This is a genomic window from Streptomyces xantholiticus (assembly GCF_014651015.1).
Classification (GTDB): Bacteria; Actinomycetota; Actinomycetes; order Streptomycetales; family Streptomycetaceae; genus Streptomyces; species Streptomyces xantholiticus.
Genome location: NZ_BMWB01000003.1, coordinates 400,651 through 426,744 on the forward strand (window position 1 = coordinate 400,651; position 26,094 = coordinate 426,744).

Annotated in this window: 18 protein-coding genes and 1 pseudogene; 13 read left to right on the plus strand and 6 right to left on the minus strand. The window is 71.4% G+C overall.

The genetic code is table 11. The annotated features are described in order from the left end of the window. Positions 1-12 precede the first annotated feature (12 nt). Positions 13-2,292 carry an FdhF/YdeP family oxidoreductase gene (locus IE198_RS08325; RefSeq protein ID WP_189884292.1) on the minus strand — a complete coding sequence of 760 codons (2,280 nt, stop codon included), beginning with the start codon at positions 2,290-2,292 and terminating at the stop codon, positions 13-15. Positions 2,293-2,427: 135 nt separating this feature from the next. On the opposite strand from IE198_RS08325, the gene polA reads away from it, so the two are divergent. Further along, on the plus strand, positions 2,428-5,136 hold the full coding sequence (gene polA / locus IE198_RS08330) for a DNA polymerase I (protein ID WP_189884294.1): 2,709 nt from the start codon (positions 2,428-2,430) through the stop codon (positions 5,134-5,136). A 442-nt stretch (positions 5,137-5,578) separates the two neighbouring features. Here polA and IE198_RS08335 read toward each other — a convergent pair whose 3' ends face one another. Then, positions 5,579-6,433 carry a DUF4184 family protein gene (locus IE198_RS08335; protein WP_189884296.1) on the minus strand — a complete coding sequence of 285 codons (855 nt, stop codon included), beginning with the start codon at positions 6,431-6,433 and terminating at the stop codon, positions 5,579-5,581. Positions 6,434-6,646: 213 nt separating this feature from the next. Between IE198_RS08335 and IE198_RS08340 the strand changes: the two genes are divergently transcribed. From IE198_RS08340 to pgfA, 3 genes are all read left to right on the plus strand, one after another. Then, entirely contained in the window at positions 6,647-8,350 is a 1,704-nt protein-coding gene (locus tag IE198_RS08340) for a lytic transglycosylase domain-containing protein (protein WP_189884298.1), read from the plus strand. 132 nt (positions 8,351-8,482) lie between these two features. Beyond that, positions 8,483-8,620, plus strand: a complete 138-nt coding sequence (locus IE198_RS08345; RefSeq protein ID WP_189884300.1) for an SPW_0924 family protein — start codon at positions 8,483-8,485, stop codon at positions 8,618-8,620. Positions 8,621-8,639: 19 nt separating this feature from the next. Continuing rightward, positions 8,640-9,629, plus strand: a complete 990-nt coding sequence (gene pgfA / locus IE198_RS08350; protein ID WP_189884302.1) for a cell envelope lipid trafficking protein PgfA — start codon at positions 8,640-8,642, stop codon at positions 9,627-9,629. Here pgfA and hrpB read toward each other — a convergent pair. Then, complete coding sequence (gene hrpB / locus IE198_RS08355) at positions 9,619-12,120, minus strand: ATP-dependent helicase HrpB (protein WP_189884304.1); 2,502 nt, start codon at positions 12,118-12,120, stop codon at positions 9,619-9,621. The genes pgfA and hrpB overlap by 11 nt on opposite strands. 105 nt (positions 12,121-12,225) lie before the next feature. Continuing rightward, on the minus strand, positions 12,226-13,083 hold the full coding sequence (locus tag IE198_RS08360; RefSeq protein ID WP_189884306.1) for a class I SAM-dependent methyltransferase: 858 nt from the start codon (positions 13,081-13,083) through the stop codon (positions 12,226-12,228). Positions 13,084-13,447: 364 nt separating this feature from the next. Between IE198_RS08360 and rpsA the strand changes: the two genes are divergently transcribed. From rpsA to IE198_RS08380, 4 genes are all read left to right on the plus strand, one after another. Continuing rightward, a complete protein-coding gene (gene rpsA / locus IE198_RS08365; protein ID WP_189884308.1) occupies positions 13,448-14,950 on the plus strand; it encodes a 30S ribosomal protein S1 in 1,503 nt (500 codons plus the stop codon). Positions 14,951-15,217: 267 nt separating this feature from the next. Next, the gene (locus IE198_RS08370) at positions 15,218-16,156 is read left to right on the plus strand and encodes a PAC2 family protein (RefSeq protein WP_189884310.1); all 939 of its coding nucleotides are present in this window, start codon (positions 15,218-15,220) and stop codon (positions 16,154-16,156) included. A gap of 54 nt (positions 16,157-16,210) precedes the next feature. Further along, on the plus strand, positions 16,211-16,816 hold the full coding sequence (gene coaE, locus IE198_RS08375) for a dephospho-CoA kinase (RefSeq protein ID WP_189884312.1): 606 nt from the start codon (positions 16,211-16,213) through the stop codon (positions 16,814-16,816). A 62-nt stretch (positions 16,817-16,878) separates the two neighbouring features. Continuing rightward, positions 16,879-17,244, plus strand: coding sequence for a tetratricopeptide repeat protein (locus tag IE198_RS08380; protein WP_100106614.1), 366 nt, complete (start codon positions 16,879-16,881; stop codon positions 17,242-17,244). A gap of 26 nt (positions 17,245-17,270) precedes the next feature. On the opposite strand, the gene IE198_RS08385 is transcribed toward IE198_RS08380, so the two are convergent. Further along, positions 17,271-17,531 carry a DUF6343 family protein gene (locus IE198_RS08385; protein WP_189884314.1) on the minus strand — a complete coding sequence of 87 codons (261 nt, stop codon included), beginning with the start codon at positions 17,529-17,531 and terminating at the stop codon, positions 17,271-17,273. Between the two features lie 243 nt (positions 17,532-17,774). Between IE198_RS08385 and IE198_RS08390 the strand changes: the two genes are divergently transcribed. The 4 genes from IE198_RS08390 (at position 17,775) to IE198_RS36315 (ending at position 24,391) form a co-directional block, all read left to right on the plus strand. Next, positions 17,775-18,776, plus strand: a complete 1,002-nt coding sequence (locus tag IE198_RS08390; RefSeq protein WP_189884316.1) for a slipin family protein — start codon at positions 17,775-17,777, stop codon at positions 18,774-18,776. Positions 18,777-19,393: 617 nt separating this feature from the next. After that, positions 19,394-22,231, plus strand: coding sequence for an SCO1167/SCO6262 family helicase (locus tag IE198_RS08395; protein WP_189884318.1), 2,838 nt, complete (start codon positions 19,394-19,396; stop codon positions 22,229-22,231). Next, positions 22,228-23,508 (plus strand): SWIM zinc finger family protein, encoded by a 1,281-nt coding sequence (locus IE198_RS08400; protein ID WP_189884319.1) that lies wholly within the window; start codon positions 22,228-22,230, stop codon positions 23,506-23,508. The genes IE198_RS08395 and IE198_RS08400 overlap by 4 nt, the downstream gene beginning before the upstream one ends. Before the next feature lie 238 nt (positions 23,509-23,746). Then, positions 23,747-24,391, plus strand: coding sequence for a chaplin (locus tag IE198_RS36315; protein ID WP_189884321.1), 645 nt, complete (start codon positions 23,747-23,749; stop codon positions 24,389-24,391). On the opposite strand, the gene IE198_RS08410 is transcribed toward IE198_RS36315, so the two are convergent. Beyond that, a complete protein-coding gene (locus tag IE198_RS08410) occupies positions 24,388-25,050 on the minus strand; it encodes a DUF2293 domain-containing protein (protein WP_189884323.1) in 663 nt (220 codons plus the stop codon). The two genes, IE198_RS36315 and IE198_RS08410, sit on opposite strands and share 4 nt — an antisense overlap. Positions 25,051-25,085: 35 nt before the next feature. Between IE198_RS08410 and IE198_RS08415 the strand changes: the two are divergent. Continuing rightward, positions 25,086-26,075, plus strand: a pseudogene (locus tag IE198_RS08415) (D-2-hydroxyacid dehydrogenase family protein). Positions 26,076-26,094: the final 19 nt, after the last annotated feature.

A 26,094-nucleotide genomic window follows, 5' to 3' on the forward strand; every position in this document is an offset into this window, starting at 1 on the left:
CTGAGCGAACGCTTAGACGGTGGGTGATTGTTCCAGACGCACGATCACGGACTTGCTGGCGGGGGTGTTGCTGGTGTCAGCGGTGGAGTCCAGCGGGACCAGCACATTGGTCTCCGGGTAGTAGGCGGCGGCGCAGCCACGGGCCGTGGGGTAGTGGACGACCCGGAAGCCGGGGGCGCGGCGCTCGACGCCGTCCTTCCACTCGCCGACGAGGTCGGTGCAGGAGCCGTCCGCCAGGCCCAGCTCGAGGGCGTCCTCGGGATTGACCAGGACGATCCTGCGACCGCCCTTGATGCCGCGGTAGCGGTCGTCGAGGCCGTAGATCGTGGTGTTGTACTGGTCGTGCGAGCGGAGCGTCTGCAGCAGCAGCCGGCCCTCGGGGATCTCCGGGTACTCGACGGGGGCGGCGGTGAAGTTGGCCTTGCCGGTGGCGGTGGGGAAGCGGCGCTCGTCGCGAGGCGCGTGCGGCAGGGTGAAGCCGCCGGGGCGGGCGATCCTCGCGTTGAAGTCCTCGAAGCCGGGCACCACACGCGCGATCCGGTCGCGGATCGTGCCGTAGTCCCTCTCGAACTCCTCCCAGGGCGTGGTGGACGCGGGACCGAGCACGGCGCGGGCCATCCGGGCCACGATCGCCGGCTCGGACAGCAGATGGGGGCTCGCGGGCGGGAGGTTGCCGCGGGAGGCGTGCACCATGCCCATCGAGTCCTCCACGGTGACCACCTGCCGGCCGCCGGCCTGGACGTCCTTGTCGGTGCGGCCCAGGGTGGGCAGGATGAGCGCCCGTCGGCCGGTGACGGCGTGCGAGCGGTTCAGCTTGGTGGACACGTGCACGGTCAGCCGGGCGCGGCGCATCGCGGCTTCGGTGACCGCGGTGTCGGGGCTCGCGGACACGAAGTTGCCGCCCATGGCGAAGAACACCTTCGCCTTCCCGTCGCGCAGTGCCTCGATGGACCGGACGACGTCCAGGCCGTGGTGGCGGGGCGGAGCGAAGCCGAACTCCTTCTCCAGGGCGTCGAGGAAGACGGGGGAGGGCCGCTCGAAGATGCCCATCGTGCGGTCGCCCTGGACGTTGGAGTGGCCGCGCACGGGGCACACGCCGGAGCCGGGGCGGCCGATGTCGCCGCGCAGCAGGAGGAAGTTGACCACTTCGCGGATGGTGGCGACGGAGTGCTTGTGCTGGGTGAGGCCCATCGCCCAGCAGACGACGGTCCGGCGCGAGGCGAGCACCATCCGCAGGGCCTGCTCGATCTCGTCCCGGCGCAGGCCGGTCGCGGCGAGCGTGCTGTCCCAGTCGGCGGCCCGGGCGGCTGCCGCGAACTCTTCGAAGCCGTGGGTGTGTTCGCGGACGAACTCCTCGTCGACGGCGCCTTCGGTCTCGAGGATCAGCTTGCCCAGCAGCCGGAACAGCGCCTGGTCACCGCCGATGCGGATCTGCAGGAAGAGGTCGGTCAGCGCGGTGCCCTTGAGTATGCCTCGGGCGGTCTGCGGGTTCTTGAACCGTTCGAGGCCCGCCTCGGGCAGCGGATTCACCGAGATGATCCGAGCGCCGGAAGTCTTGGCCTTCTCCAGGGCGCTGAGCATGCGGGGGTGGTTGGTGCCCGGGTTCTGACCGGCGACGATGATCAGGTCCGCCTGGTGCAGGTCCTCCAGCGAGACACTGCCCTTGCCGATTCCGATCGTCTCCGTGAGCGCGGAGCCGGAGGACTCGTGGCACATGTTGGAGCAGTCGGGAAGGTTGTTCGTGCCGAATTCGCGGGCGAACAACTGGAGCAGGAACGCCGCCTCGTTGCTGGTGCGGCCGGAGGTGTAGAACAGCGCTTCGTCGGGGGAGCCGAGCGCACCGAGCTCCTCGGCCAGGATCGCGAACGCCCTCTCCCAGCTCACCGGCTCGTACCGGTCGGAGCCCTCGGCGAGATACATCGGGCGGGTGAGCCGGCCCTGCTGGCCCAGCCAGTAGCCGCTGCGGCTCGCAAGGTCGGACAGCGGGTGCGCCGCGAAGAAGTCGGGTGTCACCCGGCGCAGGGTCGCCTCCTCGGCGACGGCCTTCGCGCCGTTCTCACAGAACTCCGCGACGTGGCGGTCGTCGCCCTCCGGCCAGGCACAGCCCGGACAGTCGAAGCCGTCCTTCTGGTTGACCTTCAGCAGCGTGCGGGCCGCGCGGCCCACGCCCATCTGCTGCTGGGCGACGCGCAGGGTGTGGCCGATGGCGGACAGGCCGACCGCCGCGTGCTGTGGGCCCGCGACCTGAGGGGCATCCTGGACCGGGTCCCCTGCGGGCGGTTTGCTGGCCATCGCGCTCTCCTTCGAGCCGTGCCTGTGCTCTTGCGTCCGATGCTGTGCCTCCGATCCTGTCACGCCCCGCTGACAGTCACGGCGGCCAGGTCGGTGCGGTCGGGAATGTCAGTGGTGCATGGCAGGATCGGGGGCGTGGCTGAGACGGCATCGAAGAAGACGGCAGACAACCGACCGCGCCTGCTCCTCATGGACGGGCACTCCCTGGCGTACCGGGCGTTCTTCGCGCTGCCCGCGGAGAATTTCACGACCGTGAGCGGCCAGACGACCAATGCCGTCTACGGCTTCGCGTCGATGCTGGCGAACACCCTGCGTGACGAGGCGCCCACGCATTTCGCGGTGGCCTTCGACGTCTCCCGCAAGACCTGGCGGTCGGCCGATTTCCCGGAGTACAAGGCGAACCGCTCCAAGGCCCCCGACGAGTTCAAGGGCCAGGTCGAGTTGATCGGCGAGCTGCTCGACACGATGAACGCACAGCGGTTCGCCGTCGAGGGCTTCGAGGCGGACGACATCATCGCCACCCTCGCCACCCAGGCGGAGGCGGCCGGTTTCGAGGTGCTGATCGTCACCGGCGACCGGGACTCCTTCCAGCTGGTCAGCGAGCACACCACGGTGCTGTACCCGACCAAGGGCGTCTCCGAGCTCACCCGCTTCACTCCGGCCAAGGTCGAGGAGAAGTACGGGCTCACCCCGCAGCAGTATCCGGACTTCGCCGCCCTCCGCGGCGACCCGTCGGACAACCTGCCCGGCATTCCCGGCGTGGGGGAGAAAACGGCGACGAAGTGGATCAACCAGTTCGGTTCGTTCGCGCAGCTCGTCGAGCGCGCGGAGGAGGTCAAGGGCAAGGTCGGCCAGGCGCTGCGCGACCACCTGGAGGCCGTCAAGCTCAACCGCCACCTGACCGAGCTGGTCCGCGACGTGGAGCTGCCCAAGGCCGTGGCGGACCTCGAGCGCGCACCGTACGACAGGACCGCGCTGAAGGGCTTCCTCGAGGTCCTGGAGATCCGGAACCCGAGCCTGCGTGAGCGGCTGCTCGCGGTCGACCCCGGAGCCGCGGCGGAGGAGGCCCCGGCGCCCGAGGCCGGTGTGGAGCTGGACGGCACCGTGCTGGGCGCGGGGGAGGTCGCGTACTGGCTGGACCAGCACGGCACGCAGCCGCTGGGCGTGGCCACCGTCTCGGCGTGGGCGCTGGGTGTGGGCAGTGTCAGCGAGGTGGCGCTGGCCGCCGCGGACGGCAAGGCGGCCTGGTTCGACACGACCCAGCTCGACGAGACCGACGAGCGGGCCTTCGCGGCCTGGATCTCCGACCCGTCCCGGCCGAAGGTCATGCACAATGCCAAGGACGCGCTGCGGGTCTTCCCCGAGCACGGCTGGGAGATCGCCGGCGTCACCATGGACACGGCGCTTGCGGCCTACCTGGTCAAGCCGGGGCGCCGGTCCTTCGCGCTGGACGCCCTGTCGGTGGAGTATCTGCATCGGGAGCTGGCCCCGGCCGCCGCGGACGGGCAGCTGGCCTTCGGCACAGACGAGCAGGCCGAGGCCGACGCGCTGATGGCCCAGGCCCGGGCGGTGCTCGACCTCGGTGAGGCGTTCGGCGACAAGCTGCAGGAGGTCGGTGCGGCCGAGCTGCTGCACGACGTGGAGCTGCCCACCTCGCTGCTCCTGGCCCGGATGGAGCGCAGCGGCATCGCCGCCGACCGCGCCCATCTGGAGGCGATGGAGCAGCAGTTCGCGGGAGCCGTGCAGCAGGCGGTGAAGGAGGCGCACGCCGCGGTGGGACACGAGTTCAACCTCGGGTCCCCCAAGCAACTGCAAGAGGTCTTCTTCGGCGAGCTGAACCTGCCGAAGACGAAGAAGACCAAGACCGGCTACACCACCGATGCGGACGCGCTCGCGTGGCTGGCGGCCCAGACGGAGCACGAGCTGCCGGTCATCATGCTGCGCCACCGCGAGCAGGCCCGGCTGCGCTCGACGGTCGAGGGCTTGATCAAGACGATCGCCGCCGACGGCCGGATCCACACCACGTTCAGCCAGACCGTCGCCGCGACGGGCCGCCTGTCGTCCACCGATCCGAACCTGCAGAACGTGCCGGTTCGGACGGACGAGGGCCGCGCGATCCGCCGCGGGTTCGTGGTCGGTGAGGGCTTCGAGTCCCTGATGACCGCGGACTACAGCCAGATCGAGCTGCGGGTGATGGCCCACCTGTCGGAGGACGCGGGCCTCATCGAGGCGTTCACCTCAGGGGAGGACCTGCACACGACCGTCGCCTCCCAGGTGTTCTCCGTGGAGCGCTCCGCCGTCGACGCGGAGATGCGGCGCAAGATCAAGGCCATGTCGTACGGGCTGGCCTACGGGCTCTCCGCGTTCGGCCTCTCCCAGCAGCTGAACATCGAACCGGCCGAGGCGCGCGTCCTGATGGACACGTACTTCGAGCGGTTCGGCGGCGTGCGGGACTATCTGCGCCGCGTCGTGGACGAGGCGCGGGCCACGGGCTACACGGCGACCATGCTCGGACGCCGGCGTTATCTGCCCGACCTCACCAGCGACAACCGCCAGCGCCGGGAGGCCGCCGAGCGGATGGCGCTCAACGCACCGATCCAGGGCACGGCGGCGGACATCGTCAAGGTCGCCATGCTGAACGTGGACCGGGCGTTGACGGAGGCGAAGCTGTCGTCCCGGCTGCTGCTCCAGGTCCACGACGAAATCGTGCTGGAGGTCTCGCCGGGGGAGCGCGAGGAGGTCGAGGCACTGGTGCGCCGCGAGATGTCGTCGGCGGTGTCGCTCCGAGCGCCGCTGGACGTGTCGGTGGGCGCGGGACCCGACTGGGAATCGGCGGCGCACTGAGCGCGCTGCACCCGGTGGGCCACGCCCCCTCAGGGCGTGGCCCGGATCCTGGCATTGTGCCCCTGCGGGCGTGCGCCACGCAGGGAGTGGGTTCGGGCCTCCGGAGGGAGGTGTCCGGAAGGGTGCTGCACCACCTGTGTGGCTCCGCCGCATGGTCGGCTCACTTCGCGCGAGTCGCGTCGCTCCACTTCCGGGCGCCCCTCCTACAGCCCAGCCCCTCAGGCCGCGGGCCCGAGGGCGCCGTTGGTCGGCCCGGGAACCGGCCGTTGTCCCCGCCCGCCCGGGAAGGCACAGGAGGCGGCGCGAAGCTGCCGCTACCGGGGGCGTCGGCGTCCACGTGTGCTCCCGGGTTCCGGGGCTGACAGCCCCAGGTCCGGGATGTGGAGGCCTCCCACAGCCGCCAGGCCCTATCGGGGAGGGTGGGTGGGGGCTTCTCCCCGCCTCACACCCCCGTGCGGTCCAGGTCGGCGGCATGCCGCACATCCGCGTCGGCCGGCGGACGGCTGCGCTCCCGCAGACGTACCGCCGTCGCGTACAGCACAAGGCCCGCCGCCAGGCCCGCACCCGCGCCGAAGCACGCCGTCGGGATGATGTCGAGCGGTGTCTTGATCCGGCCCCAGTACTGGTAATAGCGCAAGCAGCGGTGCACGATGCCCGCCATCACGCACACGGCGACCAGCCCGGCCGCCAACAGGCGGGCACCGCGGCCGAGCAGGGGAACGGGCGGGGCAGGCATGGCCGGCACGCGTCGCAGCGCGGTGGCCACGAACCACACCAGTGCGACGAGCGCCACTGCCGAACTGCCGTACTGCGCGTACGAGTAGACGGGAAAGCCCGCGACGGTCTCCCCGAGCACCGGTGCCATCCGCACCCCCCACCGGTCGAAGTGGGTGAACGCGTCCCACACCACGTGCGTACTCGCCCCGATCACCGCCGAGACGTAGAACCACAGTGCGGTTGCCAGCGGCGGCCGGTCGGCCGCGGACCGGCCCCGCAGCAGGCCGTACGCCCGCCCCCGCCAGGCCGCCGGCAGCAGCGCCACCAGCGGGTCACGCATCAGCAGCCAGAGCGCCAACAGTGCCGCGGTGATGACGACGTCGACCGTCAGCACACCGAGAGGCCCGTGCGTCACGGTCCCGAACCCCATCGCGCCGGGAAGGGCACTGGCCGCGAAGTACGTCATGTCCGGTGCCAACGAACCCAGCACGAGAGCGGAGGCGAACAGCGGTCCGCGCGCGGTCCCGTCCCTGCGGATGCCCGGCAGCACCGCCGCGGCGTGGCTGAGTGTGAACGGCATGGCGACGCCCCCTGCGACCGTTGCTGATCAGTGCCGACCAGTATGCGTGATGACCTTGCGGGAATGCGGGTCCGAAATCCGGGACGAGCAGGAGGTGGCGAAGTGGTGAAAACCGGTCAGCGCCCGGTGTTCCGATGTCTTACCGTGCACTAGGGTCACGTGGGTCCGCGCTGGGGAGAGCGCGAACAGCCGCTGACGGGGAGGGAACGACGTATGGCAGCGCAATTCGGACGCCGGCTGCGCAGGGGAGCGACGACGACGGCCGTGGCCGCCGCGGCAGTGGCCGCACTCTCCGCGTCACAGGCGCCCGGTGTCACGCCCGCCACCTCGGGTACCGGTCAGGAGGCGTCGGACGTCACCCCGCCACCCGGTACGCCGGTCACCGGCAACTCGCCGTACTACACGGACCTTCCGCCGCTGAACACACCGGACAAGCCCGGCACTTCGGTCGATCTGCCGGAGCTCGGCGCGGGGGAGGCGGGTATACCCGCATCGGTTCTCGCCGCGTACAAGCAGGCCGAGCAGACGATCGCTGCGTCCGACCCCGCCTGCCGGCTCCCCTGGCAACTGCTCGCCGCGATCGGCAAGGTCGAGTCCGGCCAGGCCCGCGGCGGCCGGGTGGACGCCAACGGCACGACGCTTTCCCCGATCCTCGGCCCCGTACTCAACGGCGTCGGCTTCGCGAACATCTCGGACACCGACGACGGCGCCTATGACGACGACCCGGTGTACGACCGGGCCGTCGGGCCGATGCAATTCATCCCGCAGACCTGGCAGACCTGGGGCCAGGACGCCAATGCCGACGGCCGCAAGGACCCCAACAACATCTACGACGCCGCTCTCGCCGCGGGACGCTATCTCTGCGCCGGCGGCCGGGACCTCGGCAACAAGGACGACCTCGACAGGGCGATCCTCGGCTACAACCACTCGCGCGAGTACCTGCGTACGGTGCTCTCCTGGTTCGAGTACTACAAGCGCGGCACGCACGAGGTTCCTGACGGCCAGGGTGTGCTGCCGGTGGGCGACGGCCCCGACAGCTCGGACCCGCTGCCGCCCCCCACGCCGACGCCGAGCCCCTCGAAACCCGCACAGAAGCCGACCCCGAGCCCCGAGCCGAAGCCGACCCCGGCGAAGCCCACGCCGGTTCCCACGCCGACCCCACCTCCGTCGACGGCACCCACGCCGACCCCGGCGCCCGTGTCGCGCATCGAGAACGCCGGCACCGGGCCGCTGACGGCCGTGGCCGGCCGGGAGTTCGCCGAGCGGGCCACGGTCCGCGCGGAGAACGCCAAGGGGCAGCCCGTCACCAAGGTCGCCATCCGGTTCATGATCGTCGGCGAGACCGACACCCGCTTCACCGGTGAGCGGACCAGTGTCGTGGTGGCCACCGGCGCCGACGGCACGGTCAGCGCCCCGGCGCTGATCGCCGGTGAGCAGACCGGCGACTTCACGGTGCGGGCCACGGTCGTCGAGCGCAACCTGCCCGGAGTCGAGTTCACGGCAACTGTCACCGAACGGGAAGCGGACAGCATCGTCCGGACCGACACCGAGGCGCTCGAGGCCACCACGGGTGGCGAGTTCGCCGACGTCATCCGCGTCAGGGCGGCGTGCGACGGTGTGGCCGCCTCAGGTGTCCGGGTCACCGCCACGATGATCGTCTCCAAGGAGAACGCGGCCGAGAACGGCAAGGGCCCGTACTTCCAGAGCGACGGCAAGGTCGTCCGCACGCTGACCGGGCTCAGGACCGGCGCCGACGGTGTCCTCGAACTGCCCAAGGTCTTCGCGGACGACACAGAGGGCACCTTCCTGCTCCGTCTCACCGCCCCCGGTGGCGGCAGCCTGGACATCGAGTTGAAGGTCACGGCGCCGGTGAGCCAGACTCCGGAGCCCGCCCCTTCCCCTTCGCCGACCGCCTGACCGAGAGAGCCACAGCGCCGCCCCGTCCCGCACCCCGGACGGGGCGGTGTCGCGTGTTCTCTTCTTCCAGCCGCGTTGCTACGGTGCCCCAGGCCTGACGCCCTATCAGTTCTGTGTTCCGGGAGGCCGAGCATGCGCTCCCTCGTCGCCGCCGCCGTCGGACTGGCCGCCGCCCTCGCACTCGTGCTCACCCTCACGGCGATCGGTGCGCCCGCCGGTCGGACCTCGCCCGAGCCGCTGCTGACCACCGTCCCCGGCCCGAAGAAGTAAGAGGAAGTAGGGGGAAACCGTGCGCCGCAGAGCAGGACTCGTCCTTGTCGCACTCGCCGTCTTCTTCGCCGCCCTCGCGCCCCTGCTGCGCTGGTATGCCTTCCCGCGGCTCGTCAAGGTCCCGGCCGGCCAGTACCAGGAGATGGTGCTCGAGGCGAAGCCCGCCACCCTCCTCGACTACGGCACCCTCAAGGCGAAGGAGGTCGACAACGTCACCATCGTGCAGACCCTCAAGGGCAATGTGGCGGAGTCGGAAAGGGTCGAGCAGGCCGCGGGACGCGACGTCGTGGTCTGGGACTCCCTCTCCTACGTCCAGGGACCCGACGGCAGGACGGTCTCCCAGATCCCCGAGCGCTACATCTTCGACGCGCACACCCAGGAGCCCGTGCATGCCACCGGCGAGTCGGTCGACGGCGAACCCGTGCGGCGCGAGGGCATCGAGTTCAAGTGGCCGTTCCTCACCGAGAAACGGGACTACGTGTACTTCGATGCGCAGGCCCGCACATCCGCCCCCATCCACTACAAGGGCACCCGGCAGTTTCGCGGACTGGAGGTCTACTACTTCGAGCAGACCATCCCCTGGACCAAGGTGCCCTATCCGAAGAAGATGCCCATCCCCGGCATCGACGCGACCACCCTGGAGAAGCGGACCGGCACCACCCGCTGGTACACCACGAGGCGGATGTTCTGGGTCGAACCCGTCACCGGAGCCCCCGTCAACGGCGAGGAGATCCACCAGGAGGAGCTGCGGGGCGGCTCCCTGCTCGGCGGCCGGGACAAGGTCACCGCCTTCGCCGGGCATGTGAAGATGCGGCCCGACTACATCGACTCCACCGTCGAACTCGTCACCTCCCAGCGCCGTCTGGTGCTTCTGCTGACCTCGTACCTGCCGTGGGGCTTCGTCGCCCTCGGAGGCAGTCTGCTCGGGCTCGCCCTGTGGCTCGAGGCACGCGCCCGACGCCCGGACACCCCGGCACAAGCGCCCGCCGCCGAGCCGGTCAGGATCTGAGCCGGGCCTTCGTGAACCGGGTGGGCTCCGCCGTGGCAGGGTCTTCGGGCCACGGGTGCTTCGGGTAGCGGCCCCGCAGCTCGGCCCGCACCGCCCGATACCCCTCCCGCCAGAACGACGCCAGGTCCGCCGTGACCGCCGCGGGCCGCCCGGCGGGCGAGAGCAGATGCACCAGCACCGGCACACCGGCGACCTCGGGCGTCTCACGCAGACCGAACAGCTCCTGCAACTTGACCGCTAGCACCGGCTGTTCGCCACCGTAGTCGACCCGTATCCGGGACCCGCTCGGCACCTCGATCCGCTCCGGTGCGAGCTCGTCCAGCCTTGCCGCCTCGCCGCCGGCCCACGGCAGCAGCCGCTGCAGCGCCTGACCCGCCCGGACACGGCCGAGATCGACCCGCCGCCGGGCCCGGGACAGCTCCGGCTCCAGCCATTCGCCGGCCGCATCGAGCAGCTCGGCGTCCGACACCCCCGGCCACGGCGGGCCGAGCACCCGGTGCAGGAACGCCAACCGCTCGCGCAGACCCCGCGCCTCGGGCGTCCAGTGCAGCAGACCGAGCCCCTCCCGGCGAAGCCCCTCCAGCATCGCCTCCCGCACGAGCGCCGGATCGGGGGAGCTCAGCGGCCGTACGGACAGCTCGACGGCACCGAGCCGTTCCACGCGGCGGGCGACGACGTCCCCGTCCTCCCAGTGCACTTCCTCGCCACCGGCCAGCAGATGCGAGGCGGCATCGCGGGCGCCGTCCTCGTCGAGAACGGCGGCAAGCCGAATGCGCGCGGATGCGGCGGTGGCGGGGCGGTCCGCGACGGCGACTGCCAGCCAGGGCGCGTCACGCAGCCCCGACCCGGCGTCGAGTTCGCCGCCGGTGCCGGAGACCATCAGATACGCCCCGTCCCCGCGCCGTCGGGCCACCCGCTCGGGGAAGGCAAGGGCGGTGACGAGCCCGGCGACGGCATCGTCGCCGTACGGCGTCTTGTCCTTGGCCGGCCCCTGCTCGGGTCCCACGCCGCGTAGTGACGACTCCAGCCGGCGCACCTCGGCGAGCCACCGAGCCCCGTAGGCGTCACCGCCGCGGCGGGCCGCGCGCCACGCTCCGGCCAGATCGTCCCCGTACTCCCGCGGCGGCTCCTCGCTCAGCAGTGCGACCACCTCGGCCGCACGCCGCGCACCCACCTGCCGGGCGCCGTCCAGCAGTGCGCGGGCCAGCCGGGGATGCACGCCCAGGCGCGACATCCGGATTCCCCGGTCGGTGGCGCGGCCCGCCTCGTCGACGGCGCCGATCGCGGTCAGTACGGAGCGCCCGGCGGCCATCGCGCCGGGCGGGGGAGCGTCCAGCAGCGCGAGACCGGTCGCCGAGGGGTCGCCCCAGCACGCGGTGTGGAGAGCGAACGACGTCAGGTCCGCGACCTTGATCTCCGGTGCGGGGAAACGCGCCAGCCGGACGTCCTCCGCCTCCGTCCAGCAGCGGTACACAGTCCCGGGCGCCTCGCGGCCGGCCCGGCCCGCCCGCTGCCGGCCGGCGGCTTGTGAGGCCCGTACCGTGGTCAGGGCGCTCAGGCCGCGAGCGTGGTCGGTGCGTGGCTCGCGCGCCAGACCCGAGTCCACGACGATCCGCACGCCCGGCACGGTCAGCGACGACTCCGCGACAGAGGTCGTCAGGATCACCCGGCGGGTGTCACCGCCGGCGAGCACGGCGTCCTGGACCGCCGAGGGCGCCCGGCCGTGCACCTGCAGGACCTCCGCGTCCACCCCGGACAACTGGCCCGCGACCCGGCCGATCTCGCCCACACCGGGCAGGAAGCAGAGCACATCACCCTCACCCTCCGCGAGCGCCCGGCGCACCAGCGACGCCACATGCGTCAGCAGCGCCGGGTCGACGCGCATCCCGTGCGGCGGCCTTATAGGACGGGCCGGCGGGGCCCAGACCACCTCGACCGGGTGTGCGACGCCCTCGGCCCGCACCACCGGCGCGTCCCCGAGCAGCCGCGCCCATCCCTCGGCGTCCGTCGTCGCCGATGCCGCCAGGAGCCGCAGCTCCGGCCGCAGGGTGGCCCGCACGTCCAGCAGGAAGGCGGCGACCGTGTCGGCGTCCAGATGACGTTCGTGGCACTCGTCGAGCATCACCACGTCGGCGCCCGCCAGCTCCTGATCGCGCTGCAGCCGCTGCAGCAGCACACCCGTGGTGACGACCTCCACGACGGTCTCGCGGCCGACGACGCGCTCACCGCGGACGGTGAAGCCGACGCGGCCGCCCACCTTTTCGCCCAGCAGCCACGCCATGCGTCGCGCCGCCGCGCGCGCCGCTATCCGCCGCGGTTCAGCGACCACGACCCGGGCGCTGGCCTCGGCCAGCACGAGCGGCACCAGCGTGGTCTTGCCGGTCCCGGGCGGTGCGCACAGCACCGCCGTGCCGCGTGCGTCGAGTGCGGTCAGCAGCTCGTCGACGGCGTGACGGACGGGAAGACGGTCGATTGCGTCGTTTCGGATCACGGGCTCAGTCTCGTACGTCCCGGCGAACGGCGGGCACGACTGTCCACAGGGCCGGTGGGCTCGTATGAACAGTCGTGCTCGCCCGACGTGTCGCCCTGACGCCCCTCACCGCCCCGTGGGTCGGTCCTTCCCTCGGCCTCGGGCCAAAGAAGTTTCGATCTCGCTCCGCTCGCAGACGAAGATCGCCGTGCCCGGGATCAGGTTGCCCCGTAGCGGGGACCAGCCGCCCCACTCCTGGCTGTTCCACGCGGGCCACTCCGGCTCGATCAGGTCGACCAGCCGGAAACCGCCGGCCACCACGTCCCGTACCCGGTCACCGATGGTCCTGTGGTGCTCCACGTAGACCGCGCGTCCCTCCTCGTCCTGCTCCACGTACGGCGTGCGGTCGAAGTACGAGGCGGCCACCGACAGCCCTTCGGGCCCGGGCTCGTCGGGGAAGGCCCAGCGGATCGGGTGCGTCACGGAGAAGACCCACCGGCCGCCGGGCCGCAGCACCCGCCTGACCTCCCGGAACACCTTGACCGGGTCCGCGACGAACGGGACCGCTCCGTAGGCCGAGCACGCCAGGTCGAAGGAACCGTCCCTGAACGGCAGCACGCCCGCGTCCGCCTCCACGAGCGGTACGTCCCCGCCGATCCGCCGCGCGTGCTGGAGCTGGCGGTGGGAGAGGTCCAGAGCCACGGGCCTGGCGCCCTGAGCCGCGAGCCAGCGCGAACACTGGGCGGCGCCCGCGCCGATCTCCAGGACGTCCAGTCCCTTCAGCGACCCGGCTGGGCCGAGCAGCGCAGCATCGGCCTCGTCGAGCCCCTCGGGCCCCCATACGAACCGGTCGTCGCCGAGGAACGCGCCGTGCTCGGTCTGGTATTCGTCGGCGTTCCCGTCCCACCAGCCGCGGCTGGCCCGGCTGCTCTCCGCATCACCTGCGTCACGGCGGGTCGCTTCCGGTTCGAAATCTTGGCTCATCGTCACCGTCGTTGTAGTTTGCGTCCCAGCGCGCCGACGCCGGGCTCCTGAATGGGCCATCCTGGCCTCGGCGAACAAGAGTTGTGCCGGAAATGTGGCCTTCCGCCCCCGGTGTGCGCCTTCGCGCATTGACCGTGTCCGGCTGCCCCCGTATGCTACAAGTTGCGCTGCGGGCCTGCGCGCCTCAGACCGAGCAGGCCGCGCTCGCATCTGTATGTGTCCCTCGGTTCTCGAGGCGCCTCCAGGATCCATCGGATCCCTTGGTCGGCGCTTCCAAGGCTGTCCGGCTTCTGCAGCTGCGATACAAGGCTCTCGGCGTAGCAGTACCTACGACTTCAATGTCCGTACCGGAGCCCTTTCCCACATGACGAGCAGCACCGAGACCACCGCCACCACCCCGCAGGTTGCGGTCAACGACATCGGTAACGAGGAAGCCTTCCTCGCCGCGATCGACGAGACGATCAAGTACTTCAACGACGGCGACATCGTCGACGGCGTCATCGTGAAGGTCGACCGGGACGAGGTCCTGCTCGACATCGGTTACAAGACCGAAGGTGTCATCCCGAGCCGCGAGCTCTCGATCAAGCACGACGTCGACCCGAACGAGGTCGTCAAGGTCGGCGACGAGATCGAGGCCCTGGTCCTTCAGAAGGAGGACAAGGAAGGCCGCCTGATCCTCTCGAAGAAGCGTGCCCAGTACGAGCGGGCCTGGGGCACCATCGAGAAGATCAAGGAAGAGGACGGGATCGTCACCGGCACCGTCATCGAGGTCGTCAAGGGTGGTCTCATCCTCGACATCGGCCTCCGTGGCTTCCTGCCGGCCTCCCTCGTCGAGATGCGCCGTGTCCGCGACCTCCAGCCCTACGTGGGCAAGGAGCTCGAGGCGAAGATCATCGAGCTGGACAAGAACCGCAACAACGTGGTCCTGTCCCGCCGCGCCTGGCTCGAGCAGACCCAGTCCGAGGTGCGTCAGACGTTCCTCACCACCCTGCAGAAGGGTCAGGTCCGCTCCGGCGTCGTCTCCTCGATCGTCAACTTCGGTGCGTTCGTGGACCTGGGCGGCGTCGACGGTCTTGTGCACGTCTCCGAGCTGTCCTGGAAGCACATCGACCACCCGTCCGAGGTCGTCGAGGTCGGCCAGGAGGTCACGGTCGAGGTTCTCGACGTCGACATGGACCGCGAGCGGGTCTCCCTGTCGCTGAAGGCGACGCAGGAGGACCCGTGGCAGCAGTTCGCCCGGACCCACCAGATCGGTCAGGTCGTCCCGGGTAAGGTCACCAAGCTCGTTCCGTTCGGTGCGTTCGTCCGCGTCGACGAGGGCATCGAGGGTCTGGTCCACATCTCCGAGCTGGCCGAGCGCCACGTGGAGATCCCGGAGCAGGTCGTCCAGGTCAACGACGAGATCTTCGTCAAGGTCATCGACATCGACCTCGAGCGCCGCCGCATCAGCCTCTCGCTGAAGCAGGCCAACGAGTCCTTCGGTGCCGACCCGGCCTCGGTCGAGTTCGACCCGACCCTGTACGGCATGGCCGCGTCCTACGACGACCAGGGCAACTACATCTACCCCGAGGGCTTCGACCCGGAGACCAACGACTGGCTGCCGGGCTTCGAGACCCAGCGCGAGGCGTGGGAGACCCAGTACGCCGAGGCGCAGCAGCGCTTCGAGCAGCACCAGGCCCAGGTCATCAAGTCCCGCGAGGCCGACGAGGCCGCCGCTGCCGAGGGTGGCGCCGCTGCTCCGGCCGGTGCCCCCGCGGGTGCGACCGGCGGTTCCTACTCCTCGGAGTCGGACGACAACTCCGGCGCCCTGGCGTCGGACGAGGCGCTCGCCGCCCTGCGCGAGAAGCTGGCCGGCGGCCAGAGCTGACGCTCTGCCCTGGTGGCTGAACAGCCGAAGTAAGGCCCGCTCCCCCTGGGGGGCGGGCCTTACCGCGTTCAGGGCGCCTCACCCGCCTTCTGGGCGGACAGCGACGCTCCCCGCCTCGCCCCAAGGGGCCGCTGCCGCCGTATCCGTGCGAACTCCCCGGGCGCACCCGGATGTTCGATGCGGAGGCGGCAGGGGCACAAGAGGGAACGGGAATGCACAGGCACCACCGCGCGTTCTTGTCTCCGAACACGAGGAGGAGCGGTAATCGTGCTTGATCCGCAGGGTTTGTACGAGTGGGATCCGAAGGGCCTCGCGGTCGTCGACACGGCGCTCGCGCAGGAGTCGGCCGGCCTGGTCATGCTGTACCACTTCGACGGCTACATCGATGCGGGAGAGACCGGCGAGCAGATCGTCGACAACCTGCTGGAGATGCTTCCCCACCAGGTGGTGGCGCGCTTCGACCACGACAGGCTCGTGGACTACCGCGCGCGTCGCCCGCTGCTGACCTTCCGGCGTGACCGCTGGGCCGGATACGACACCCCTTTGCTGGAGGTCCGGCTCGTCCAGGACGCCACCGGCGCACCCTTCCTGCTGCTCTGTGGGCCGGAGCCGGACGTCGAGTGGGAGCGCTTCTCGGCAGCCGTCCGCCAGATCGTCGAGCGGCTCGGCGTGCGACTCGCGGTGAACTTCCACGGGATCCCCATGGGGGTTCCGCACACCCGACCCGTCGGTCTCTCGCCCCATGGCAACCGCACGGACCTCGTACCGGCCCACCGCAGCCCCTTCGACGAGGCGCAGGTGCCGGGCAGCGCCGAGGCGCTCGTCGAGTACCGCCTGATGGAAGCCGGCCATGATGTGCTCGGCGTCGCCGCCCACGTGCCGCACTACGTGGCCCGCTCCTCCTACCCGGATGCGGCACTGACCACCTTGGAAGCCATCACCGCCGCCACGGGACTCGTGCTGCCGGGAGTGGCGCATTCGCTCCGTACGGAGGCGCACCGCACCCAGACCGAGATCGAACGGCAGATCGGCGAGGGTGACGAAGAGCTGGTGGCCCTCGTGAAGGGCCTGGAGCATCAGTACGACGCGATGGCGGGTGCGCAGAGCCGCGGCAGCCTCGTCGCAGAGGCCGTGGACCTGCCGTCGGCGGACGAGCTCGGCCGGGAGTTCGAGCGCTTCCTCGCGGAACGCGAAGGCGACGCCTAGAAGCGGACGGGCCGGGCCGATGGGCCCGGCGGGTGCTCGCGTAGGCTGCCGTCCATGCTGACAGTGGGCCTGACAGGCGGTATCGGTGCCGGCAAGAGCGAAGTGTCCCGGCTGCTCGTCTCCTACGGGGCGGTCCTCGTCGACGCCGACAGGATCGCCCGCGAGGTCGTCGAGCCCGGCACCCCGGGGCTCGCGGCTGTCGTCGACGCCTTCGGCCCGGGCATCCTGACCGCCGACGGCACCCTGGACCGACCGAAGCTGGGCTCGATCGTCTTCGCCGATCCCGAGCGTCTCGCGACCCTGAACGGCATCGTGCATCCCCTGGTCGGCCAACGGTCCCGCGAGCTGGAGCAGGCAGCGGGCCCGGACGACGTGGTCGTCCACGACGTACCACTGCTCACGGAGAACAACCTCCGGTCCCTCTACGACCTGGTGATCGTGGTGGACGCGTCGCCCGAGACCCAACTGGACCGGCTTGTGGGACTGCGCGGGATGACGGAGAGCGAGGCGCGCTCGCGGATGGCGGCACAGGCCACGCGTGAGCAGCGGCGGGCCGTCGCCGACATCGTCATCGACAACGACGGGCCTTTGGAGAAGCTGGAGCCACAGGTCCGCGACGTCTGGAACGAGCTGACCCGCCGCGCCTCCCGGGGCAAGTGAACGACGGAATAGCGCTGGGCAGTCCTGTGTTGGAACGGGGCAGTCAGGGGAAGGATGCGAGCGTGTCGAACAGCAATCCGGAGACCCACGTCATCGATTACCGCGCGGCCGAGCAACTGCTGGCCGCGCGGGATCCGCGCGGGGCCGTCAAGCTGCTGGACTCCGTGATCGCGGCCCACCCCGAGAACACGGCGGCCCGGCTGCTGCGCGCACGCGCATTCTTCGCGGCGGCCCAATTGCGTCCCGCAGAGCTCGAGTTCGAGCTGGTCCTCGAGCGTGAACCCGCCAATGCGTTCGCCCACTTCGCCCTTGCCCGTACCTTCGAGAGGGCAGGCAGGCCGGAACAGGCCAAGCGCCACTTCCGTCTGGCGGCGGCCCTGGACCCGAACCCGGAGTACTTGAAGGCCGCCCGTTTCGACTCGGAGTGACATCCCGCAAGGGAAGGCGCTCCGGATCAGCCGTTGTCGGGTGGTTCGTACGGTGGGACGTCCCGGCCCGGCTGAAAGTGCGGGCCCTGCCGGATGTGGCGCAGGACCATCACCAGATCCACGGCCACGACGAGGAAGAGCGCCCCGCAGACGAGTGCCCAGCCGAGCCGCTCGGCGAGTGCGAAGGCGATCGTGCCTGCCCCTGTCCAGGCAAGGCCCCACACGCCCAGCCAGAATCGCATCCGCAGGGGACTGCGCGCGGTGATCGGTTCACTCCCAGTACGCATGGCATCGCATCTCCTTCTCCAGGATGCACCCTGGAGCTGCCGGCCTGAAGCTGCGAACTGCTGCGGATCGCTTCGTCCGGGCACCGACGTCACGGGCATCGCCCCGTTCCCGGGGAGGGCCGCCGTGATGGGACGACGGTGCCCCTGCCGTGAGGGCCGGTCGAAGGGTGACTGTCGCCCAGAAGGGCATAACGGTCATACCGTGGTATCTGATGACCGCCCCGGACGTGAGGGGGTGCCCTGATGGTCGAAGAGCTGGCTGTGGTCGGCGTTGCGGTGGTGAGCGGCTGCGTGGCCTATGTGATGGCGGCTGCGAAAGTCGTCAAGCAGTACGAACGGGGGGTGGTCTTCCGGCTGGGGCGTCTGCGCGGAGACGCGCGGCGGCCGGGGTTCACGATGATCGTTCCGGGCATCGACCGGCTGCGCAAGGTCAACATGCAGATCGTGACCATGCCCGTACCGGCTCAGGAAGGCATCACCCGGGACAACGTCACGGTACGGGTCGACGCGGTCGTCTACTTCCGTGTGATCGACGCGGCCAATGCGGTCATCGAGGTCGAGGACTACCGCTTCGCCGTCAGCCAGATGGCCCAGACCTCACTGCGTTCCATCATCGGCAAGAGCGACCTGGACGATCTGCTCTCCAACCGCGAGAAGCTCAACCAGGGCCTTGAGCTGATGATCGACAGCCCGGCGGTCGGTTGGGGCGTCCAGATCGACCGGGTCGAGATCAAGGACGTGTCACTGCCGGAGGCCATGAAGCGCTCGATGGCCCGCCAGGCGGAGGCGGACCGGGAGCGGCGGGCGCGGGTCATCAACGCGGACGCGGAGCTCCAGGCGTCGAAGAAGCTGGCACAGGCGGCCGGTGTGATGTCCGAGCAGCCCGCGGCGTTGCAACTGCGGCTGCTGCAGACGGTGGTCGCGGTGGCGGCGGAGAAGAATTCGACGCTGGTGCTGCCGTTCCCCGTGGAGCTGCTGCGTTTCCTGGAACGGGCGGCACAGCAGCCGGCCGCGGCGGGCGAACCCGACCGGCAGGCCGGCTACGAACGGATGGTGGGCCCGGACCGGGAGGACGAGCTGAGCCGTCAGGACGGATCGGGCGGCCGGGAGGTCGAGGCGGCCGAGGTGGCCGACTCGGGCGCGTCGCCCGCGCTCGGCGGGGCGACGATGTCGGCGGCGGGGGCGTTGCCCCGAGAGGACGTTCCGCCCCTCGATGCGGGCCCGGGCGAGCCGCCGCCGGAGTGACGGGCTGCGCGGGGGGCTTTCCCTGACCCCGCCCCTTCCCGTAACCATGTCTGCGCCCCTGACCGGGAGCGCCCTTCGGGCGGGCTCGGGCTTGCGTACCGCGGGCGCCCCGGAGTACGGAAACGCTCTTCGGGGCTCGGGGCTTCGCCCCGGGCGCCGCACCGCGGGCGTCCCTTGAAACGCCCTTCGTGCCGGGTTCGGGCTCCACCGAGCTTTTGCGCGGTGTCCTTCGGACTCCCTCCACGCTCGGGCGGCCGCGGAAGGGTTACCGGGCAGGCTGATTTCGGGCAGCGAAATCCACTCCCTTCGGCATTGTGGCGGGTCCGGGGGCTGCCCCGTGAACGGTCCGGGCGGGGCCCGACGGGGAGGGGCGGGACGGGGAACGGCCACGCCCGGCGGAGTCCCGGTCCTCAGGGCGTGGCGGCGGTTCGCCACGGAGGGGGACCAGCGCGGCGGCGGTCGGCGTCCGTTGCGGTGCCCCTCGGCGGTCAGGCCACCCCGTGGGAGAAGGCCAGGTCACGGCTGTACCGCCGTCAGTGTCAGACCTCGCCCGTAAGGTCGTTCCTACGTAGTGCCACACCAGGCACGCACCCACTCGCGGGAGAGGAGATGACGCGATGACCTCGGACCCGGACACGACCGCCGTCCGTGCCGCCGCTGCCGTCTTCCTGCCCGCCGCTCTGCCGCGGGAGGGCCGGGTCGCGTTCTGGGGCCCGGAGGGGCGGCCGGTTGCCGGTGCGAGCGGCGAGATCACGGTCCTCCGCCCCTATGAGGACGCGGACGCGCCGGGCGTCCGCCATGTGACCGTTCCCGCCGTAGTCATGTCCGTCGTGGATGCGGCGCCGCTGCTGATCGCGGCCCGGCGGGACCCGGCTGCACATCCCGCCGCAGCGTGCTGGGGCGCGGCCGTGCTGCATGCGCTGCATCTCGTCGCCCGTGGAAGACTGCTGCCCGGACTGACCTCCTGCGACCACGACGCATGGCGCGCCGGACCGCTCGACGCCGATGACGTCGCGCAGTTGCGGGCCATCGCCGCCGCCATGCCGTACGAGGCGCATGCCGCCCCCGTTGACGGCACGCGGCTGCCGGAGCCCGAAGCCCTCGTGCGGGCGTTCTTCGACGCCGTGGCGGACAGCCTGCCGCGCACCCCTGCCGCCGCGTACGCCGCGGGCGCGCCGTTCGCGGCGGCCGAGCCGCAGCATCTTCCCGGAGCCCGTGGGTGGGCTGCCGAGGCCGCGGCCGGGATGGACGCGGGCGTACGGGTCTCCCTGCGCCTGGACCTGTCCGCGTACGACCTCTTCGACATCTCCGCGGACAGCGGCGCGGAGCGCAACGCGGGCGCCGCCGTCGTCCAGGTGCACAGCCTTGCCGACCCGACCCTTGTCATGGACGCCGCGCGGCTGTGGGCAGGGGCCGGCGACGAGCACTTCGGGCCGCGAGCCCGCATCGACGCCGTGCTCGCGCTGCGCCGTGCCGCCCGCGCCTGGCAGCCGCTCGCGCGGCTGCTGGAGCGAGACGTTCCGGACGTGCTGCCGTTGACGGAGGACGAACTGTACGAGCTGCTGGGACCGGGCACCGCCCGCCTGGACGCGGCCGGAGTGAGCGTGCACTGGCCGAAAGAGCTCGCGCGTACGCTGACGGCCGCTGCCGTCGTGCGCTCCGCGCCCGGGTCCGCCACCGACGGCACGCCCTTCTTCGACAGCGCAGAACTGCTCAGGTTCGACTGGCAGCTGGCGCTCGACGGCGATCCGCTGACGGAGCGCGAGATGGACGCGCTCGCCGAGTCGCACCGCCCCATCGTGCGGCTTCGTGACCGCTGGGTCGTCGTCGACCCAGACCTCGTGCGCAAGGCGCGCAAGAGGGAGCTGGGCCTGCTGGAGCCGGTCGACGCCCTGGCCGTGGCCCTGACCGGCACGGCGGAGATCGACGGCGAGAGCGTGGAGGCCGTGCCGACGGGCGCGCTGGCCGCCCTGCGCGACCGCCTCACCGCCGTCACCGCCCCCGCCGAGGCGCCCGAGGGCCTGCACGCCACGCTGCGGGACTATCAACTGCGGGGCCTGGCCTGGCTGGACCTCATGACGTCGCTCGGCCTCGGCGGCTGCCTGGCCGACGACATGGGCCTCGGCAAGACCGTCACCGTGATCGCTCTGCACCTGCGCCGGGCGCGTACCGCCCCGACGCTGGTCGTCTGCCCGGCGTCGCTGCTGGGCAACTGGCAGCGGGAGATCGCCCGGTTCGCCCCGGGCGTCCCCGTGCGGCGGTTCCACGGTGCGGGCCGCACCCTCGACACTCCGGACGGCGGCTTCGTGCTGACCACATACGGCACCATGCGCAGCAGCGCGGACGAACTGGCGGCGCACACCTGGGGGATGGTTGTCGCCGACGAGGCCCAGCATGTGAAGAACCCCTTCTCCGCCACCGCGAAGGCACTGCGCACCATCCCCACCACCGCCCGTGTGGCCCTCACCGGCACCCCGGTGGAGAACAACCTCTCCGAACTCTGGGCGCTGCTGGACTGGACGACTCCAGGGCTGCTCGGCCCGCTCAAGGCATTCCGCTCCCGCCACGCCCGCCTCGTGGAGAACGGCGAGGACGACGACGCCGTCGCGCGGCTCGCGCGGCTCGTCCGCCCTTTCCTGCTGCGCCGCAAGAAGTCCGATCCTGGCATCGTGCCCGAGCTGCCGCCGAAGACGGAGTCCGACCACCCCGTGCCACTCACGCGGGAGCAGGCGTCCCTCTACGAAGCCGTGGTGCGGGAGACCATGGCGGCGATCGAGGCCGCGGACGGCATCGCGCGCCGCGGCCTGGTGATGAAGCTGCTCACCTCCCTCAAACAGATCTGCAACCACCCCGCCCAGTTCCTCAAGGAGTACGGCGCGGCGCGCGGTACCGACCACGGGAGCGGCGCATCCGCCCGGCTGGCGGGTCGCTCGGGAAAGCTTGCGCTGCTCGACGAACTGCTCGAGACGATCCTCTCGGAGGACGGCTCCGTCCTCGTCTTCACCCAGTACGTCTCCATGGCTCGCCTGCTCTCCGCCCACCTGTCGTCCCGTGCGGTCCCCAGCCAGCTGCTGCACGGAGGGACGCCGGTGGCGGAGCGCGAACGGATGGTCGACCGCTTCCAGTCGGGCGAGGTGCCGGTGTTCATCCTCTCGCTCAAGGCGGCGGGCACCGGGCTCAACCTCACCAGGGCGGGCCATGTCGTCCACTACGACCGCTGGTGGAACCCTGCGGTCGAGGAGCAGGCGACCGACCGCGCCTACCGCATCGGCCAGACCCAGCCCGTGCAGGTCCACCGACTGGTCACCGAGGGCACGGTGGAGGACCGGATCGCCGAGATGCTCGCCTCCAAGCGCGCTCTGGCGGACGCGGTGCTGGGGTCCGGCGAGGCGGCGCTGACCGAGCTCACCGACCGGGAGCTGGCCGACCTCGTCTCTCTGCGGAGGCCCGCATGACCCCCCGCGTGTACCCCGGCTTCCGGCCCGGCCGGCCGAGCGGGCCACACCTCGACGACCAGCGCCGCACCTTCCCCGCGCTCGGGCCGCTCGCCGGAGACGAGACGGCCACGACCTGGTGGGGCAAGGCCTGGGTGGAGGCGCTCGAGGACACCGCCCTCGATCCGGCGCGCCTGGCGCGCGGCCGCGTCTACGCCGCCCAGGGCAATGTCGCCTCCATCACGGTGACGCCCGGCCGGGTCATGGCGTACGTGCAGGGCAGCCGCGCCCGTCCGTACCGCACGGAGATCCGCCTCCGCACCCTCAGCGACGACGACTGGGACGACTTCCTGGCCGCGGCGGCGGCCCGCCCCGACCACATCGCGGCCCTCCTCGACAAGGACGTCCCACAGGCGCTGGCCGACGCCGCCGAGTTGCTGCCGACACCGGGCGACCTGATCCCCGACTGCTCCTGCCCGGACGACGGTTACCCCTGCAAGCACGCTGCGGCGCTCAGTTACCAGACCGCCAGGCTGCTCGACGAGGACCCGTTCGTGCTGTTCCTGATGCGCGGCCGGGGCGAACGGGAGATCCTCTCCGCGCTCTCCCGACGTAACGCGACCCGTTCCGCGGCCGAGCACACCGCGGCCGCGTCCGCAGCTCCCCTGGCGACGGTGTCCGCGATCGAGGCCCTCGCCACGGACACCCCGTTGCCCCCGCTGCCGCCGCCTTTCCCCGCCCCGCAGCGACCGGGCCGCCCCCCGGCCTACCCGCATGTACCCGGCGCTCCCGACCCGCTCGCCCTGGACCTGCTGGCCGGTGAGGCCGCCGGCCGCGCTCATGTTCTGCTCAGCACGGGCCGTGACCCCGTCGCCTCCCTCACCCGCTGGCAGGACGCCGTCCGACTTGCCGCCGCCCACCCCGGCTCCGGCCTCACCGCAGCCACCCGCGCCCTGTATCGCGACCTCGCCGCCGGAGCCGACCGTACGCCAACCGATCTGGCCCGCGCCGTCGCCGCCTGGCGACAGGGCGGACCGGCGGCCCTGTCCGTGCTGGAGGAGCCGTGGGATCCGCCCGCCGGCCCTTTCGACCGGGCACGCCCGGCCCTGGCCGCCGCGGACTTCCCCGGTTTCCGTCCCTGGCGCAACCACCTCTCCTCCCGCTCGCTCCAGCTCCGGCTCGGCCGCGACGGCCTCTGGTACGGGTACGAGTCGGACCCCGACCGCGAGGACTGGTGGCCGCGCGGCACCCCCGACAGTGACCCGGTCGGGGCGCTGACAGCGCTTCTCGGGAGGTGAGCCGCAACGGGATGACGCCGGGGTGGGACGCCCCCGCAACGAGATGCCCCCGCGACGATATCCAGGACTACGACGCGTAGAACGGACCCTGGTTCGGGCAACAGGCGTGCGAAGACCGTCGAAACATGACACACCCGAAGGGGTGAATGCTTCGTTCGGCAGAACCGATGTGCCCCTGGGGCGTTAAGTCCGGTGCGGGCAAGTGTCCCGTGGAATTTCTTCTGAAGGCAGGCAACCCATGAGGCAGGTTCACCGAAAGGGCCTGGCGACCGTGATGCTCACGGGTGGCGCACTGGCGATGGCGACGGGTTACGCCCAGGCGGACTCCGGCGCCCACGGTTCGGCCGCCGGATCGCCCGGCGTGCTCTCCGGCAACGCCGTCCAGCTTCCCGTGCACGTTCCGGTGAACGTGTGCGGCAACACGGCCAACGTCGTCGGACTGCTCAATCCGGCGGTGGGCAACACCTGCGCCAACATGTCGCAGGGCAACGGCGGCAACGGTGCGGGCGGCGGTGCCCACGCGGACGGCAGTGCGGCCCATTCGCCCGGCGTGCTCTCCGGCAACGCCGTGCAACTCCCCGTCGACGTGCCGGTCAATGTGAGCGGCAACTCCGTGAATGTCGTCGGCATCGGCAACCCTGCCACCGGCAACACCTCGGTGCACGGGGGCAAGCCGCCCGTCGAGGAGGAGCCGGCCACCCCGCCGGAGGTCGGTGAGCCCGAGCAGCCGGCCGCGCAGGGCGAGGAGGCCCCGAAGGCCGCCGGGGGATCGCTGGCCCAAACGGGGTCCGACGAACTCGCCTTCGCTGTTCCCGCCGGGGTGACGATGATCCTGGGCGGCCTGGTGCTGTACCGCCGGTTCCGTCCTTCCCGGCAGGTCTAGGACGGGTCCACGGGCCGCCGCCAGGACGCCAGCACGGCATCGATCTGCTGCGAGACACGGGCGCGCGCCTGGTGGCGGGGCACGCCTGCCATCAACAGGGCGTCGTAGTCGGTGTCGAGGTGCCGTACGGACGCGCGGACCGCGGCGGTGACCGCTCCCTCCTCCAGTGAGCGGCCCGCCGCGGTGCGGCCCACGCGTCCGCTGCCGCGCACCGAGGCGTGCGCGGCCGTCCGGGCGGCACGCTCCTTGGGGCAGCCCGGGAACAGCCGCCGTATCACCGCGGTCAGTTCGGCGGTGAACCGGCTGTCCTCGGATGCCCGCCGCGCCGCGTCCCGCGCACGGCGGCGGGCCCGGGAGTCCGCGTCGGCGAGGCACGCCGACTCCGCGCGGGCGAGCGCCGGTTCCTCGACGAGCAGTCCTTGGCGCTCGTAGCGGCCGCGCCGGCGGTTGAGGCGGACCACCACCGCCCACAGGGCACTCGCCTCCCGCGCCCGCCGGGTGAGGGCGGCGTCCCCCCTCGGCAGGTACACCAGGTGACCGAGGTCCGCGCAGTCCAGGCAGACCGGTGCGCCGGACTCGAGGAGATGCATCGGGAGCGGGCCTCTGCGGCACTCCGAGCAGTGCCTTCCCTTGAGCGGTCGGATCACCACCAGGTCCATGCCGGGTAAGTACCCGGCGGGTACGCTCCGCTCCCATGACGCTCAACTGCGCCGTGCTCGACGACTATCAGGGCGCCGCCCGGTCCATGGCGGACTGGTCCCCGCTCGCGGATGTCGTCGAAGTACGGGGGCTGCGGGATCGTCTCGGTTCACCGGACGAGGTGGTCGCCGCGGTCGGTGACTGCGAGATCCTGGTGGTGATGCGCGAGCGGACGCCGTTTCCCGCGTCCCTTCTCGACCGGCTGCCACGGCTGCGGCTGCTCGTCACCTCGGGCATGCGCAACGCGTCGATCGACCTCGAGGCGGCCGCCCGTAACAACGTGACCGTCTGCGGCACCGCCAGCAACTCCGAGCCGCCTGCCGAGCTGACCTGGGCGCTGATCCTCGGCCTGGCACGCCACGTCGTCCAGGAAGCCGGCGCCCTGCGCGACGGCGGGCCGTGGCAGTCCACGATCGGAAGCGATCTGCACGGCCGCACGCTCGCACTCGTCGGGCTGGGGAGGATCGGCGCGAAGGTCGCCCGCGGTCGGCCGGGCCTTCGGCATGGACGTGATGGCGTGGAGCCGGAATCTCACGGATGAAAGTGCGGCCGAGCACGGCGTGGCGAGGGCCGGGTCGCTCGCGGAACTCCTCGAGGCCGGGGACTTCGTCTCGGTGCATCTGCAGCTCGGCGAGCGCACCCGGGGCCCGATCGGCGCCGGCGAACTGAAGCGGATGCGCCGCACGGCGTACCTCGTCAACACATCGCGGGCGGCGATCGTCGACCAGGAGGCACTGGTCCAGGCGCTGCGCGAAGGCTGGCTCGCCGGAGCGGGCGCCGATGTCTTCGAGCAGGAGCCGCTGCCGGCGGGCATCCGCTGCGCACGGCTCCCAACTTCCTCGGGCTGCCGCACCCCGGTCATGTCACCCGCCGCAACTACGAGGGGTACTTCGGCGAGGCGGTCGAGGACATCACGGCGTATCTGGCAGGCAGGCCGGTCCGTACCCTCGTGACGCCGGCCGAGCGCACCCCAGACACGCGCTGACGACGGCCCGGCCGCACCT